Origin of the sequence: Pseudomonas izuensis, from assembly GCF_009861505.1 — a bacterium.
Classification (GTDB): Bacteria; Pseudomonadota; Gammaproteobacteria; order Pseudomonadales; family Pseudomonadaceae; genus Aquipseudomonas; species Aquipseudomonas izuensis.
Map to the genome: position 1 here is coordinate 455396 of NZ_WTFT01000004.1, position 14989 is coordinate 470384.

Below are 14989 nucleotides of genomic sequence, written 5' to 3' on the forward strand. Positions count from 1 at the left end.
GAATTAGGAATCTGTAGACCTTCAGCGTTTCTTGGCCCGCTCGTAGACTTCACTACATTCGCGCTTTCCGACCGCAACCACAGAAACGACCACCCTCTCGTCAATAACCTCATAGACCAGACGGTATCCCGAGGACTTCAGCTTGATTTTGTAGCAATCAGGCAGGCCATGTAGTGCGTCGGATTGGATTCGAGGCAGCTCAAGTCGTTCAGCCAGTTTCTTTTTGAATTGCTCACGCAACGTATGCCCCAGTTTGTCCCACTCCTTGCGTGCGGACGGCAGGAATTCGAGTTTATAGGTCATCCAGGGTTACCGGGATCGGCGTTTCATGACGACGAGAACGAACGATATCCGCCAACGCAAGATCATCGAGGCGCTCCATCATCGCCTCAAAGACATCCGCCGGGACCATGTACCCCATGACCCGATTGTGATTCAGAACCGCGACGGGGCCGCCGTGGGCACCATTTAAAACGGCCGTCGGGTTTTTCTTTAACTCGGAAACACTAACAGCCATGTCGGCCAGAACACTTTGCATAATAAAGACCTCAAATGAGGTCGTAATAGTGGTCTATTTTTACCTCCCCGACAAATTTGAAATTTGCTTTCTATCGGATTTTCACACCCCCCGCCCCTTTCTCAACAGCACATCCAGCTGATCCACCACCTCCGCCCAATCGGCATCATCGAGAATTTCATTGCGCAACAGTTCCGCCTGGCACGGGCTCCAGAAAAAGGCGTCCGCCAGATGCAATTCGGGTTTTAGCGGTGAGTGGGTGGCGATGAATTTGTCGATGTTTTCGGCGTCGTCAGGCAGGCCGAGTTGTTTGAACAGGGATGGGAGGCTGTGGGTTGGGTTTTCCATGTCGGGCTCCTGTTAATCAATAAAAAGACCGCTGCGCGGTCAATCGCGAGCAAGCTTTGCTCCTACAGGTGACGCGTGCCCCTGTAGGAGCAAAGCTTGCTCGCGATGACGGCAGTGAAGACGCCACAAATCTAATCACTCAGTTCCCGCACCTCCGCATGGGGCACCATTTTCAGGAAGTCCGGCATGTTCATATGCAGCAGGTTGATGTGGTTGCCGGCTTCCAGATAGATGTCTTTCTGACGGGTCAGCAGGGGGTCGATGACCACCTCCAGTCCATAGGCTTCGCCAAGGGCGGGCACCGCGCCACGTTCGCAATCATCAAACAGGTGCGGCAGGTTGCTTTCCCGGGAGATCTGCCATTGACCACTGCTACGGACTTTGCTCAGGTCCAGGTGACGGCTGGCGGGCAGCACGGCCATCAGGTAGTGCCCGTGGTGGTCGTCGAGGATGACCGATTTGGCCACCCGTTCGGCGGGAATGCCCGCGACCCGCGCCGTTTCGAGGCTGCTGGCCGAATGGGGATGGGTGACGATGTCATAGTCGCATTGAGCCTTTTCCAGGCTTCTCTGCACGGTTCTAGCCATACGCATGATGCACCTCGGAGTCCGCATTAACGCCTGGCGGACGATGATTAACATTTTTGTACGTAGTGAAAGTCTAGGCCCGCCGGGGCAATCCGGAGGGAAATCCGCCCATCGGAGAGTCGACGTTCGAGCAAAATCCAGACAACCGGCGCGTCAACTAAACTGTATACAGAACCACCAGCGACTCTCCTGGAGGGTCATGTGAATACGCGTTGTTGTGCCATTGCATGGCTGCTGGCGTTGAGCAGCTGCGCCTTCGCCGCGGACACTGTCGGGCTGCCGCCTCCCGACCCCATCGGGATGTGGCTGATCACCTTCGGCATCGCGTTTCTGATCGCCGAGGCGGCCCTGCCCAATTACGGTGTGATTGGCCTGGGCGGGATCGTGATGTTCGTGATCGGCGCGGTGATCCTGACCAATGCCCAGATGCCCGTGCCGTTGATGATCGGCCTTGGGCTGATCAGCGCACTGCTGCTGATCTTCCTGCTGATCCGCGCCCTGAAAACCCGACCGCGCCATACCGTCAGCGGCGATGCCGGCCTGTTGGGCAGCGTGACGCCGGTGTTGTCGCTACAGGCCGGCGATACCTGTCACGGCTGGGTGCATTTACAGGGCGAGCGCTGGCAAGTGTCGAGCACCAAGCCATTGCAGATCGGGCAGCGGGTCCGGGTGGTGGCACGCAAGGGATTAATGCTGGAAGTGGCCGCGACTGACGCGGTATCGGTTGGAGAATAGCCATGGGTTTGCAGCTGGGTTTTGTCGCGCTCCTGTTGTTGCTGATCGCCTTGGCAGGAGCGACTTTTCGCATCCTGCGCGAGTACGAGCGCGGGGTGGTGTTCCAGCTCGGACGCTTCTGGCAGGTCAAGGGCCCGGGCCTGATCCTGTTGATTCCGGTTATCCAGCAAATGGTCCGCGTCGATCTGCGCACCGTGGTCCTCGACGTGCCGGCGCAGGATGTGATCACCCGCGACAACGTCTCGGTCAAGGTCAACGCCGTGCTGTACTTCCGCGTGCTCGATCCGCAGAAGGCAATCATTCAGGTCGAAGACTTTCTGATGGCCACCAGCCAATTGGCGCAAACCACTTTGCGAGCGGTGCTCGGTAAACACGAACTCGACGAACTGCTGGCCGAGCGCGAACGGCTGAACATCGACATCCAGCAAGTGCTCGACGCCCAGACCGATGCCTGGGGCATCAAGGTGGCCAACGTTGAGATCAAGCACGTGGACCTCAACGAATCGATGATCCGCGCCATCGCCAAACAGGCCGAAGCGGAGCGCGAACGCCGGGCCAAGGTGATCCACGCCGAAGGTGAATTGCAGGCGTCGGAAAAACTCATGCAAGCCGCCGAAATGCTTGGCCGCCAACCCGGCGCCATGCAGCTGCGCTATATGCAGACGCTGAGTTCGATTGCCGGCGACAAGAGTTCGACCATCGTTTTTCCGTTGCCGATCGAATTGCTCAAGGGCATGGCGGATCTGTCGCCGAAAACATGATCACCACCCTGTAGGAGCGAGCCTGCTCGCGATGGCGGCCTGACAGTCAACATTGATGTTGAATGTGAAGGCCTCATCGCGAGCAGGCTCACTCCCACAATCAATGCGACTCTGAGCCCATCACGAACAACCGCGCCCGGTTATTGCCCGCCTCGGTCTCGCTGATTTTTTGCCAGCCATTGGGCAGCGGAGCGAATTCGTCCGGCTGGTCGGCCGTGCTGATCAACCAGACGCGACCTGTTCCCCGGGGCAATTGGCTGAGGTGATCGAGATAGATCCTATGCGCGTCGCCATTGACCAAAGTGCCGAAACCGTAATCATTCGGGCGACTGGAACGACCGTTGGCCAGGGGTGGGGTATAGAGCAGCGGAAGCGCATCGGTGCGGTTGTAATAGACATAAGGCATCCACCAGAGCATGTCACTGATGACGATCCGGTCACCGGCCACGTAATGCTGGTTGACGAACTCGACCATCACGCTGGTCTGGTCATTCACATCGACCGTGGCATTGGTCTTCAGCCCGACCAGCTCGGCGCCGACAAACAGTGCCAACAACCCAAACGCCCATATGCGAAAACCATGGAGCAAGCGATCGATAGCCAGCGCCATGATCAATGGCAGGCCCAGCGCATAGGCGTTCAGATAGCGCTCGATGAACACCGGCGAAATAAACGAGACCCCGTAGACCAGCAGCAGCGGCAACAGGGTGTAGAGCGCCAGCACGACACTCCAGCGATAGCGACTGCGATCACGAAAGACCGTCATCAGGATCACCGCCAGCAATAGTATCGGCACTGCGCTGAACAGCAGCCAGGGCAGGTTATCCCCATCGTCCTGAATCAGAAAATCCCACACCATCGATGGCAGTGAACTGAGCGTGACCGGCAGCTCCCAACCCACATCACCGTTGGCCTTGAGCTGGTCCATGTGCTGGATCAGATCGATCAGGCCGGGAATCCAGGGGGCAAACAGCATCACGATAGCGACATTCGCCAGCCACCACGCCGGGCGGTCGATGAGTTTCAGGGGATGAACCGGCTGCAAGCGCAGCACCAGCAAATACGTCCAATGGACAAGCACGCACAACGCGGTGAAATAGTGAGTGTAAAAGCCGGCGGTCATCAGCAACGCATACATCACCAGCGCCTGCGTGTGGCGGGGTTGTTTGACCCAATACACCAGCGCAATCGTGGCGCCGAGCAACCACACGCCCAGCCACGAGTACATCCGCACTTCCTGGCTATAACGCACGGCTGTGGGCAAAAGCGCCAGCATCAGCCCGGCCAGCAACGCCGCACGAGTACCGGCCATTAATCGGACCAGCCACATGCCCAGCATGACCGCGGCAATACCCGGCAATGCACTCAAGCTGCGTATCGAAAAAATGCCGTCGCCAAACCATTCGATCCAGCCATGAAGCAGCATGAAATACAACGGCGGGTGCACGTCATGAGCGGCATGCACCCAAATGCCGGTCAGGTCATAGCGACTCATCAACAGGCTCGAGCCCTCATCGCCCCAGATGGCCGCAGCGGTCAGGTCATAAAAACGGGTCAGGGCGGCCACCGCCAGGACAATCAGCCCGCCGACCCAGGCCTGTGACCACTCCTTTTTGCCAGGCAATCCCTGGTCCGCACGAGATTGCTGGCGTCTGACCAACGGCTCTTTGATGTCCACCCCCATGACCACTTATTCACCTGCAATGACGAAACATGTTGCTCACTCTAGGCTACCGCCCATTGCAACGTCGATGCCCAGGCCAGCGATCCGATGAAGTGAGCAGTGCCGGCTCAGCGTTGCGCCGACAGCGGATATACCGACTGCCATCCGCCGCCCAGCGCCTTGTACAACCCGACCGCTGCCAGCGACACACCGGTCGAACTCTCGACCCATTGCTCCTGGGTTGCCAACAACGCGCCTTGTACGGTGAGCACATTGACGAAATCCACCACGCCCTCGACATATTGCCGTTGGGCGGTTTGCAGGGCGATCCGGTTCTGGCGCACCGCTTCGGCGAGGCTGTCACGGCGCAGTTGACTGGCGTTGTAGGCGCTCAGTTGGTCATCGATTTCATGCCAGGCACGCAACACGGTTTGCTGGTAGGCGATAGCCGCTTCCTGTTGCTGGGCTTCGCGCAGGTTCAACACACCGCGCAAGCGCCCGCCGTCGAACAATGGCAGGGTGAATTGCGGGCCGATGCCGAACGCACGCGAACCCCACGAACCGAAATCACCCAACTGCATGGCTTGCGAACCGACATTGCCGGACAACGTAATGCGTGGATAGAAATCCCCCTTGGCTACGCCGATGCTGGCTGTCGCGGCATGCAGACGGGCCTCGGCCTGGCGAATGTCCGGGCGGCGCTCGGCCAGTTGCGACGGCAAGCCAATAGCGACCTGACGCGGCGTTTGTGGCACCGGCGCGTCGGTGGATAACTCGGCCGTCAGCGCTTGGGGCGGTTCGCCCATCAGCAGGCTCAAGGCGTTGATCAGTTGTGCCTGGCGCTGCTCCAGCGCCGGCAGGCGCGATTCGATGGCGGCGACTTGCGCGGCGGCTTCGGCGACATCCAGGTCGGTCGCGACACCGTCGGCCAGGCGCAGTTGCGACAACTTCAAACTGTGGCGAGCGACCTCAAGGTTCTGTTCGGTGACGGCTCGGGTGTTTTGCACACCGCGCAGTTGAATGTAGTCCTGGGCGGTTTCGGCCAGAACTGATAACAGCACGCCACGACGGTCGTTTTCCGCAACTTCCAGCGTGGCGTCGGCCGCTTCGGTTTCACGGCGCACCCGGCCCCAGAAATCCAGCTCCCAGGACGCAGAGAAGCCGGCATCCCAGAGGTTGAATGCGGATTTTCCGTTATGTCCCGAGGGGTCCATCAAGCCTTCTGCGCTGTTGCGTTCACGGGCATAACTGCCGGTGGCGGCCGTCGTCGGGTAGCGGTCGGCGGTGACCACTTGGCGCACGGCGCGGCTTTGCTGCAAACGGCTGCTGGCGAGCTTCAGGTCGAGGTTGTCGGTCAGGGCCCGCTGGCTCAGGGCCGAGAGCTTCGGATCGTTGAACACTTCCCACCAGCGCTCGTTCAGGGTCTCGTCGGTGGCTTGGCTGGCGACAGCTTTTGAGGGTTTCGACCATTCGGTGACTTGTCGGGCTTCGGGTTTCTGGAAGTCCGGGCCTACTGTGCAAGCTGAAAGTCCAATGACCAGTAAGGTACAAAAGGTCAGTTGAGGCAGCCGGCCTATTCGCGGGCAAGCCCGCTCCCACAGGGATCTGCGGTGAATGCAAATTTTGTGATCACCACCGAACCTTGTGGGAGCGGGCTTGCCCGCGATGGCGTCGGTGCATGCAACGAAATTTCTCATCGCTGCGCAACCTCATGTTCAGTGACGGCACCTGAGGTATCAATCCTCGCCTCCACCGACATCCCCACCCGCAACCGCTCGGCCAAGGGTTGCCCCGGCTCCAGCACAATCTTCACCGGAATCCGCTGCACGACTTTGGTGAAGTTACCGGTCGCGTTGTCCGGCTTGACCGAGGCGAAGGTCACGCCGGTGGCCGGTGCGATGCTCTCGACGCGCCCGTTCAGCGCAGCACCGCCAAAGGTGTCGACGCGGACTTGCACGTCTTGCCCCGGCTGCACATGGGTCAACTGGGTTTCCTGAAAATTGGCCACTACATAGGCCTGCGCCAATGGCACCACCGCCAGCAGCTTGCTGCCCGGCGTGACATAGGCGCCAACCCGCACCGCACGCTCGCCGACCATGCCGTCCTGCGGCGCGACGATGCGTGTATAGGACAGTTCATAGCTGGCAATTTCCAGCTTCGCCTGCGCCCGTTTCAAGCCACCTTCCGCCCCATCGCGCTGGGCCGTGAGGATGTCCACCTGCTTGCGTTCTGCCGCCAGCACCGCCGTGACATTGGTCAATCGGGCGCTGGCCTGATCAATGCGCGTGCGCGCCTGTTGCGCGTTCTGCACGGTGCCGGCGCCCACCCCAGCGAGATGATCGTAGCGATTGAGTTCATGTTCGGCGAAGGCCATTTCAGCCTTGGCCGACACCACGGTCGCCTGCGCCTGGGCGATCACTGATGCCTGACGTTCGAGGGTCGCCCGGGCATTTTGCAGTTGCGCCTGGGCCACCAGCGCTTCGGCGGCGGCCGCTTCAGCGGCGGCGCGCAGATCGCGGTCGTCGATCAGCGCCAGCAACTGGCCGGCCTTGACCTGTTGGTTGTCTTCAACCAGCACTTGCTTGATGAACCCGGCCACGCGCGGCACCACCAGCGTGTAGTCCGCCGAAACATAGGCATCATTGGTGCTCTGTTGCGTGCGCTGGCCGAACAGTCCGGGCGCCAGCAGATAAATCAGCACGCCCACCGCGATCACGACGGCAACGCCCACGGCCACTTTTTGCTTCGATTGAGTCGTCATAAAAACCTTCTGTTTCAGTGGAGCATTCAGGTCGGTGCGCGCGGCGGATAGATCCGCGTCGGCAGCCAGAAAATCAGCAGGATCAGCGCTACAGCGATGCCGGCCATGCACAGGTAAAGATCGGCAGAGGTCAGCACCACCGCCTGCTCATGCAGCCGATGGGCAAGGCCGGGGCTGCCTGCATCGACCAAGGGTGAGTTGCCGAGGCGATCCACCAACATCGTCGAGTGAAAGTGCAGCCGCGCGGTGGTCAAGGTTTCCAGCACGCCGGTGGCAATCACCGACGCCAGGCCTTTCACGGTGTTGAACCAGGACGACGCGAACGGTCCGTCCATCGGGTTGATGCTGCCGGTCGCCAGCATCAGCAGTGGCAGTACCGCCATGGGCTGGCCGAAAATCTGCAGCAGTTGCAGCCCATAGAAATCATCGCGAATCCACGCCGAGGTCAGCTGCGATCCAGTGAGGCAGGACACGGCGAGCATGCTCAGGCCGGTCCCCAGCACCCAGCGACAATCCACCCACCTCAGGTTGCACAACGCCGCCACCAGCGGCAGCGCGATCAACTGCGGCAGCGCCGACAGCAAGGTGATCGGCGCGGTTTGCACCGGGCGATAACCCTGGATCTGCGCCAGGTAACCGGATGGAATGATGATCACCGCCGACAGCACCACCAGCACCCCGGCCAGGGTCAGCAACGCGAACGACAGGTTGCGGATGCCGAGCATCTGCATCTTGAAAAACGGGATGGGCTGCGACCATTCGTTGATCAGAAACAGCACCAGCAACAACGCGCCGCCCGCCAGCAAGCCGCTGACCAGGCTCGACTCGAACCAGTCCAGCCGATTGCCCTGCAGGATGCCGACCACCAGCATGCAGATCGCGGGAAACCCCAGCAGCAAACCACGCCAGTTGAACTGCTTGAAACGCTCCAGCCGCAGTGGGTCCTGGGGAATGCCATAGGCCACCGCCACCATGGCGATCAGGCAGGGCGCGACGACTTGCCAGAACGTCCATTGCCAGCCGACGTACTCGGTCCACAACCCCGCCAGCGGCGTGCCCAGCCCCGGACCGAAGGTGGCGGTCAGGGTGTAACCGGCCAGGCCGTAGAGCTTCACATTGGCCGGCAGAAAACGCAGGGCAACGGTCATCAGCATCGGTGGCAGTGCGCCGCCGGCCAGGCCTTGCAAGGTACGCAGCACCAACAGGCTTTCATAGTTCGGCGCCAGCGGACACAACACCCCCAACAGGGTGAACGCGCTGATGGCGCACAGGGTGAAGCGGCGCAAAGAGAAGGTCACCGCACACCAAGGCGCGAAGGCCATAGCGGCCACCGAGGTCGCGGTGTAGCTGGCGACCAGCCAGGTGCCTTCGTCGTAGCCAATGGCCAAAGCACCGCGAATATCGGCCAGGGCAACCTTGGTCACTGTCTCGTTCAGGCCCGAAACCAGCACCGCCAGCAGCACACCCACCAGGCCAATGATGATCCGCGGACCAAAAGCCATTGGCGCGGCGGCCGGCGCGGGCGCGGCCAGAGGCACCGAGGCCGTCAGGGAGGTCATCGGTTCACAACTCCGAAATAATTGAGGTGGCAGTCTACGAAGGCGCATCACTGACGAAAACTGACTTATCGGCAATTTATAAGTGCGCCGGACGCAGCAATCGAACGATGAAAATGGGCGAGAACAGAGGCCTGTCTTGCGCAGAAACGAGGGGGAAAACTAACACCGTCGTATCAGGCAAACCACCATCCATAGGTATGAACCTGCAGGAGCCGGCTTGCTGGCGATAGCGGTGTGTCAGGCGCCATTTTTGCCAACTGATGTGCCGCCATCGCCAGCAAACCGGCGCCTACAGGTCTCAGGGTTGGGCCGCCAGCCACGTCTCGTCGCAACAGCTTTTCACGGTTTCGCGCAGCCAGCGGTGGGCGGGGTCATTGTCAAAGCGCGGATGCCAGGCCTGACTCAGCACGATGGTTGGCAAGGGGATCGGCAGAGTGAACGAGCGCAACTTCAGCCCCAGGCGACGTACGCTCAGCAGCGTTTCCCTGGGCACCGGCAGAATCAGATCGGAGTCGGGCAAGGCGAACATCGCCGCATGAAAACTCGGCGCAATCACCGCCACCCGCCGCTCCAGCCCCAGGGCGTTGAGCGCTGTATCGATCGGCCCACGAGCGATCCCTCTGCGGGACATGCTGATATGAGAGAACCCGGCAAAACGTTCCGCGGTGATTTCTTCATCGAGCAACGGATGATCTTCACGCACCAGGCCGACAAACTGGGTGGAAAACAGGTTCTGCACTTTCACTTCCGGCATCGGCGGTCGAGTGTTGCTGACATTCAGATCGATGCGGCCTTCACGCAAGGCCTCGTCATCGCCATCGCCTTCCGGGACGAAGCGCAATTCACAATGCGGCGCCTGACGCTCCATGGCATCGGACAACTTGCCGCCGTAGACGCCGATGAAGAAATCGTTGGCCCGGATACTGAACCGTCGTCGCAAACTGCCCAGGTCCACGACTCGGGCCGAGTGGAACAACTGCGCGGCCTGCTCCACCAGATCCCGCACCTGCTCGCGCAACTCCAGCGCCTTGGGGGTCGGCACCAGACCACGGCCGGCACGAACCAGGATCGGATCGCCGATGGCTTCGCGGATACGCGTCAGGGTACGGCTCATGGCCGCCGGGCTGAGATTCATCCGCCGCGCGGCGCCCACGACGCTGCCTTCGTCGAGCAGCGCGTCGAGGGCGATCAGCAGGTTCATGTCCGGGAGTTGCATGGCGAGCACTCGTTAGCGATCAGGATTGATTCAGGCGCAATGCTAGCAAACATCCTCCAAAGGATGCGCTGGCAGTTCCGGCCTCATCGCGAGCAGGCTCGCTCCTACAATGGATCTCCAGTAGATGCAGATTTTGTGTAAAACACCTCCCCCTGTAGGAGCGAGCCTGCTCGCGAAGGCGTCCGCACTGTCACCGCCGCCACTATCAGTTCTGCTAGTTCTCAACTTTGTCCGTCGCGCGTAAAACTAAACCAGACACTCGCCTTGATCCTCTCGCAAAGGTTTTCGGTATGACTCAACCCAATCAACAGAATCCGACTCGGCAACGCACGGTACTGCTGGCGACGGATCTCAAAAACTCGGTACTCGCCGAAATCGACGCGGGTAATCCTAATCGCATTGCGTATTCACCCTACGGCCAGCAATCGGCGCAGGTTGAAGTCATGACGTGGTTAGGCTTCAACGGTGAACTGAACGAGGTGAATCCCGAATGGTACTTGCTGGGCAACGGCTACCGCGCCTACAACCCGCGCTTGATGCGCTTTCACAGCCCGGACAGTTTCAGTCCGTTTGATAAGGGCGGGGAAAATGCGTATGCGTATTGCGGCGGGGAGCCGGTGATGAATTCGGATCCGTCGGGACACTATTTCGGATTTTTTTCGTGGGGGCTCGGCAAACTCTCTGGCGGGCTGCGGGCAGTCGTCAGTAAGGCATCCACTTTTGCCACCAGCGCTGTCAGCAACACAGCAAGCACCATCAGCCGAAGTGCATCTCAGGTCGCTGATGTTTTAGGTAGTTCAAAAAAGGCACTGAGCAATGCTCTTCTCGGCGCTGAACCTTTTCCTGGACCTCCACCTCGCCGATTTGTACAAACACCACCCGCACATCGCGTCGTTAACCAGCCCAACCCATATAGAGGACCCAATTCAGTCAGGGCTCAGCAAACTCCATTTGTGTCCAGAACTGGAAGTGGTCCTCGGATTACAGGCACAACGGGGCCAACTACGAGCGTCACTGCCCTTCGAAAAGGAAGTTAATCACCGTCCAAAAAATAGCGCGGTGAGGCCACCCTCACCGCTGCATCCCCCACCGCTTCACCGTCACCCGCTCCAGCGAATCAAACACCAGATTCTCCACCAGCAGCCCAATCAGTATCACCACCGCCAACCCGGCAAACACCTTGTCGGTGTACAGCTCATTACGATTCTGAAAGATGTACCACCCTAACCCGCCCTTGCCACTGGTCGCACCAAACACCAGTTCAGCCGCAATCAACGTGCGCCAGGCAAACGCCCAACCAATTTTCAGCCCGGCGAGGATCGAGGGCAGTGCAGCCGGGATCAGGATGAACAGTACGAAACGCATGCCCTTGAGGCCATAGTTGCGCCCCGCCATGCGCAGGGTTTCGGAGACGCCGAGGAAGCCGGCGTAGGTGTTCAGCGCCAGCGCCCAGAGCACCGAGTGCACCAGCACGAAAATCAGGCTGTTCTGCCCCAGGCCGAACCACAGCAACGCCAACGGCAGCAGGGCAATCGCCGGCAGCGGGTTGAACATCGAGGTCAGGGTACTCAGCAGGTCGCGACCGAACTGGGTGGATACCGCCAGGGTGGTCAGGCCGAATGCCAGGACGATGCCGATCAGGTAACCCTTGAGCAACACCACCAGGGAAATCCACACCTTACCCAGCAGTTCGCCGCTGAGCAGGCCGTCGTATAGCGCGTGAGCGGTTTGCACGAAGCTGGGCAGCAGCAGGTCGTTGTTCTGATAACGGGCGACGGCTTCCCACAGCACAGCGAGCAGAATCAGGATCAGGCTTTTGCGCAGCCACCCTTGCTGCCACAGTCTCTGGCCGAGGGGCAGTTCGCGTTCCAGCGGCACGCTGGTCAGTGGCTGCAGTACGGTTTCGAATTCTTCACGCGGGGATGATAGATGGCTCATCGGGCCCTCCTCTGAACTGGCTCAATAAGCGATGCGGATGTCGGTGAAATCCAGTTCGCGCCCGGTTTCCGGCGACTGGCCTTCGTCGAACAGCAACCGGTGGATACGCCGCGCCGATTCCTGGAACGCCACGCCGCCGAGGCTGTGCAAATCGTATTGATGGCTGTGGACTTCCGCCCGCACCCGCCCCGGATGCGGCGACAACAACAGGATGCGATTGCCCACCACCAGTGCTTCTTCGATGGAGTGCGTAACGAACAGCAGGGTGAAGCGCACCTCTTCCCACAGCAACAGCAATTCCTCCTGCATCTTTCGTCGGGTCAGTGCGTCGAGGGCGGCGAAGGGTTCGTCCATCAGGAGGATTTTCGGCTGCATCGCCAATGCACGGGCAATGGCAACCCGTGCCTTCATGCCGCCGGACAAGGTGTGCGGATAGGCATCGGCAAACGCTACCAGACCGACTTTCTCCAGGTAGTGCAGGGCTCGTTCTTCGGCTTCTTTTTTCTTCAGGGTTCCTGAGGCCAGCAGCGGAAACATCACGTTCTGCTTCACGGTTTTCCACGGCGGCAGTTGATCGAACTCCTGGAACACCACGATCCGGTCCGGCCCCGGCGCATCGACGCGTTGACCCTGCAAACGGATCTCGCCCTCGACCGGCTGGATGAACCCGGCAGCGGCTTTGAGCAACGTGGATTTGCCGCAACCGGATGGGCCGAGCAGGACAAAGCGATCCGCCGGATCGATCTCGAAACTGACTTGATGGGTCGCCCGCACCACCCGCTGCGGCGTACGGTATTCCAGGCTGACGTTATCGACCGACAGCAGCGCTTGGGCTGCCGCGATCGATTTGCTGACCGTGTGGCCTTGCAAAGGGGCGTTCATAAAAATCAGCTCCCTTGCAGCGGTTTGGCGTCCTGGAAGAAGTAATCCTTCCACGAATCTGGTTTGTTTTTGATCGCGCCGACGCGGTAGAGGAACTCGGCCAGCGGGTAGGTATTTTTCGGCGTGACGCTGAATTCGAACTGCGGGTTGTCGATGATTTTCAGCAATGCTGCGCGGTCGATTTTGGCCTTGGTCACGCGGATGTAAGTGTCCGCCGCCGCGCCTTTGTCGTTCTGCGCAAACTGCGCCGCTTCGGTCAGGGCTTCGATGAAGGCCTTGTAGGTTTTCGGGTTTTCGTCGCGGAATTTCTCGGTGGCGAACAGCACGGTCGGCGAGTTCGGCCCGAGCAGGTCATAGGTGTTCAGCACCACGTGCACGTTCTTGTTTTCCAGCGCCTGATCCTGGAACGGCGGATTGGAGAAGTGCCCGGTCAGCTCGGTGCCGCCAGCGATCAGCGCCGCCGTGGCGTCGGGGTGCGGAACGGCGATGGTGTACTTGTCGAGGCGGTTGAACTCCTTGTCGCCCCACTGCCTGGCGGCGGCGTATTGCAGGAAGCGCGACTGCACCGACACGCCCACCGCCGGCACCGCGATGCGGTCCTTATCGGTGAAGTCGGCAATGGTCTTGACCTTGGGATTGTTGCTCACCAGGTAGTACGGGAAGTTGCCCAGGGACGCCACGGCCTTGACGTTCTGCTTGCCGTGGGTGCGATCCCAGATGGTCAGCAGCGGGCCGACACCGGCGCCAGCAATATCGATGGAGCCGGAGAGCAACGCATCATTGACCGCCGCCCCGCCGGAGAGCTGGGTCCAGTCGACCTTGATGTCGATGCCTTCCTGCTTGCCGTACTTCTCGATCAGGTTCTGATCGCGCACCACATTGAGCAGCAGATAAACGATGCCGAACTGTTCGGCGATGCGGATTTCACCTTCGGCGTGGGCTACGGTCGGCGCCACCAGGCTGCCGGCAATCAGGCTCAAACCCAGGCCGATGGCGGCGGCCAGTGGTGCAAAGGGAAGACGTTTGGACATGTTCAAAACTCCGACAATTCAGAAAGGCGCGTCGCCCTGGATGGTGGTGCGATACAGCTTGCGGCGCAGATGGCTGGGGCATCCGGCAGCGAGGTGGATCAGCGAACGGTTGTCCCAGAACACCAGGTCGTGGGGTTGCCATTGATGGCGGTAGATGTTTTGCGGCAACACGCTGTGGGCGTAGAGCTCGGTCAGCAACTGCTGGCTCTCGTCGGCCGGCAGGCCAACGATACGGGTAGTGAACCCCTCGCTGACGAACAACGCCTTGCGCCCGTTTTCCGGGTGAGTCCGCACCACCGGGTGCACCACTTCAGCCACTTGGGCGAGCTGCTCCGGGGTCAGGGTCGGACGCCAGTTGCCTTCGAATTTGGTTTCGCTGTAACGCGCCGTATAGGAGTGCGCCGCCGAGCGACCCTCGACCGCCTTGCGCAGCGCCTCGGGCAGGCTGTCCCAGGCCTTGTGCATGTCGGCGAACAAGGTGTCGCCACCCTCCGATGGCAGCTCCTGGGCATGCAACATCGAGCCCAGGCTCGGCAGTTCCTTGTAGGAGAGATCGGAATGCCAGAACTTGCCGGCATCGCCCAGGCCGATGTTCTGGCCGTTCTCGACGATGTTGGAAACGATGAGGATTTCCGGGTGCCCGACCAGCAGGAATTGCTTGAGCACGTGGATCTGCAATACACCGAAACGGCGGCTGAAATCGATTTGCTGCTCAGGGGTAATGCGCTGGTCGCGGAACACCACCACGTGATGATCCAGGTGTGCACGGTGAATGCGGGCGAAGTCTTGATCATTGATCGGGCGGGTCAAATCGAGGCCGATGATTTCGGCGCCCACCGCACCGCTGAACGGGCGGATTTCAAAGAATTGTGGCGCGATGGCTGGCGATGCTGAAACGGCTGGCATAAATCACTCCTACGCACGGCACGCTCAAGGGCGCGCGCGTCGATCAAAAACTCACGGAGGTCCCGTGTTGGTTAGTGTCGTGCGG

General features: G+C 60.3%; 16 protein-coding genes. 3 read left to right on the forward strand and 13 right to left on the reverse strand.

From position 1 onward, the window contains the following. Positions 1 to 21 precede the first annotated feature (21 nt). The 4 genes from GPL81_RS05060 to GPL81_RS05075 all read right to left on the reverse strand — a co-directional run bounded on the left by GPL81_RS05060 (position 22) and on the right by GPL81_RS05075 (position 1458). A complete protein-coding gene (locus tag GPL81_RS05060) occupies positions 22 to 303 on the reverse strand; it encodes a type II toxin-antitoxin system RelE family toxin (RefSeq protein WP_160105465.1) in 282 nt (93 codons plus the stop codon). After that, positions 293 to 538: a type II toxin-antitoxin system Phd/YefM family antitoxin gene (locus GPL81_RS05065; protein WP_160105467.1), complete on the reverse strand. Its 246-nt coding sequence runs from the start codon at positions 536 to 538 to the stop codon at positions 293 to 295. Before GPL81_RS05065 ends, GPL81_RS05060 begins: the two co-directional genes overlap by 11 nt. 81 nt (positions 539 to 619) lie before the next feature. Continuing rightward, the gene (locus GPL81_RS05070; protein ID WP_160105468.1) at positions 620 to 865 is read right to left on the reverse strand and encodes a DUF2789 domain-containing protein; all 246 of its coding nucleotides are present in this window, start codon (positions 863 to 865) and stop codon (positions 620 to 622) included. A 131-nt stretch (positions 866 to 996) separates the two neighbouring features. Beyond that, positions 997 to 1458, reverse strand: coding sequence for an aminoacyl-tRNA deacylase (locus GPL81_RS05075; protein WP_160105470.1), 462 nt, complete (start codon positions 1456 to 1458; stop codon positions 997 to 999). A 195-nt stretch (positions 1459 to 1653) separates the two neighbouring features. Between GPL81_RS05075 and GPL81_RS05080 the strand changes: the two genes are divergently transcribed. Both GPL81_RS05080 and GPL81_RS05085 read left to right on the forward strand, forming a co-directional pair. Then, a complete protein-coding gene (locus GPL81_RS05080; protein ID WP_160105472.1) occupies positions 1654 to 2187 on the forward strand; it encodes an NfeD family protein in 534 nt (177 codons plus the stop codon). 2 nt (positions 2188 to 2189) lie between these two features. Further along, the gene (locus tag GPL81_RS05085) at positions 2190 to 2948 is read left to right on the forward strand and encodes a slipin family protein (RefSeq protein WP_096513998.1); all 759 of its coding nucleotides are present in this window, start codon (positions 2190 to 2192) and stop codon (positions 2946 to 2948) included. A 100-nt stretch (positions 2949 to 3048) separates the two neighbouring features. Here GPL81_RS05085 and GPL81_RS05090 read toward each other — a convergent pair whose 3' ends face one another. The 5 genes from GPL81_RS05090 to GPL81_RS05110 all read right to left on the reverse strand — a co-directional run bounded on the left by GPL81_RS05090 (position 3049) and on the right by GPL81_RS05110 (position 10147). Beyond that, entirely contained in the window at positions 3049 to 4632 is a 1584-nt protein-coding gene (locus GPL81_RS05090) for a glycosyltransferase family 39 protein (protein WP_160105474.1), read from the reverse strand. Between the two features lie 107 nt (positions 4633 to 4739). Next, the gene (locus GPL81_RS05095; RefSeq protein WP_160105476.1) at positions 4740 to 6308 is read right to left on the reverse strand and encodes an efflux transporter outer membrane subunit; all 1569 of its coding nucleotides are present in this window, start codon (positions 6306 to 6308) and stop codon (positions 4740 to 4742) included. After that, positions 6305 to 7372 (reverse strand): HlyD family secretion protein, encoded by a 1068-nt coding sequence (locus GPL81_RS05100; RefSeq protein WP_160105478.1) that lies wholly within the window; start codon positions 7370 to 7372, stop codon positions 6305 to 6307. The genes GPL81_RS05095 and GPL81_RS05100 overlap by 4 nt, the downstream gene beginning before the upstream one ends. A 26-nt stretch (positions 7373 to 7398) precedes the next feature. After that, on the reverse strand, positions 7399 to 8931 hold the full coding sequence (locus tag GPL81_RS05105; RefSeq protein WP_160105480.1) for an MFS transporter: 1533 nt from the start codon (positions 8929 to 8931) through the stop codon (positions 7399 to 7401). Between the two features lie 298 nt (positions 8932 to 9229). After that, positions 9230 to 10147 (reverse strand): LysR family transcriptional regulator, encoded by a 918-nt coding sequence (locus tag GPL81_RS05110; protein WP_160105482.1) that lies wholly within the window; start codon positions 10145 to 10147, stop codon positions 9230 to 9232. A gap of 290 nt (positions 10148 to 10437) precedes the next feature. On the opposite strand from GPL81_RS05110, the gene GPL81_RS05115 reads away from it, so the two are divergent. Further along, positions 10438 to 11184: an RHS repeat-associated core domain-containing protein gene (locus GPL81_RS05115; RefSeq protein ID WP_160105484.1), complete on the forward strand. Its 747-nt coding sequence runs from the start codon at positions 10438 to 10440 to the stop codon at positions 11182 to 11184. Between the two features lie 34 nt (positions 11185 to 11218). Here GPL81_RS05115 and GPL81_RS05120 read toward each other — a convergent pair whose 3' ends face one another. From GPL81_RS05120 to GPL81_RS05135, 4 genes are read right to left on the reverse strand one after another with little or no spacing between them, the layout of a single operon-like run. Further along, complete coding sequence (locus GPL81_RS05120) at positions 11219 to 12085, reverse strand: ABC transporter permease (protein WP_096514005.1); 867 nt, start codon at positions 12083 to 12085, stop codon at positions 11219 to 11221. Positions 12086 to 12106: 21 nt separating this feature from the next. Then, complete coding sequence (locus GPL81_RS05125; protein ID WP_160105486.1) at positions 12107 to 12967, reverse strand: ABC transporter ATP-binding protein; 861 nt, start codon at positions 12965 to 12967, stop codon at positions 12107 to 12109. 5 nt (positions 12968 to 12972) lie between these two features. Continuing rightward, a complete protein-coding gene (locus GPL81_RS05130; protein WP_160105488.1) occupies positions 12973 to 13998 on the reverse strand; it encodes an ABC transporter substrate-binding protein in 1026 nt (341 codons plus the stop codon). Between the two features lie 18 nt (positions 13999 to 14016). Then, the gene (locus tag GPL81_RS05135; protein ID WP_160105490.1) at positions 14017 to 14904 is read right to left on the reverse strand and encodes a TauD/TfdA dioxygenase family protein; all 888 of its coding nucleotides are present in this window, start codon (positions 14902 to 14904) and stop codon (positions 14017 to 14019) included. Positions 14905 to 14989 lie beyond the last annotated feature (85 nt).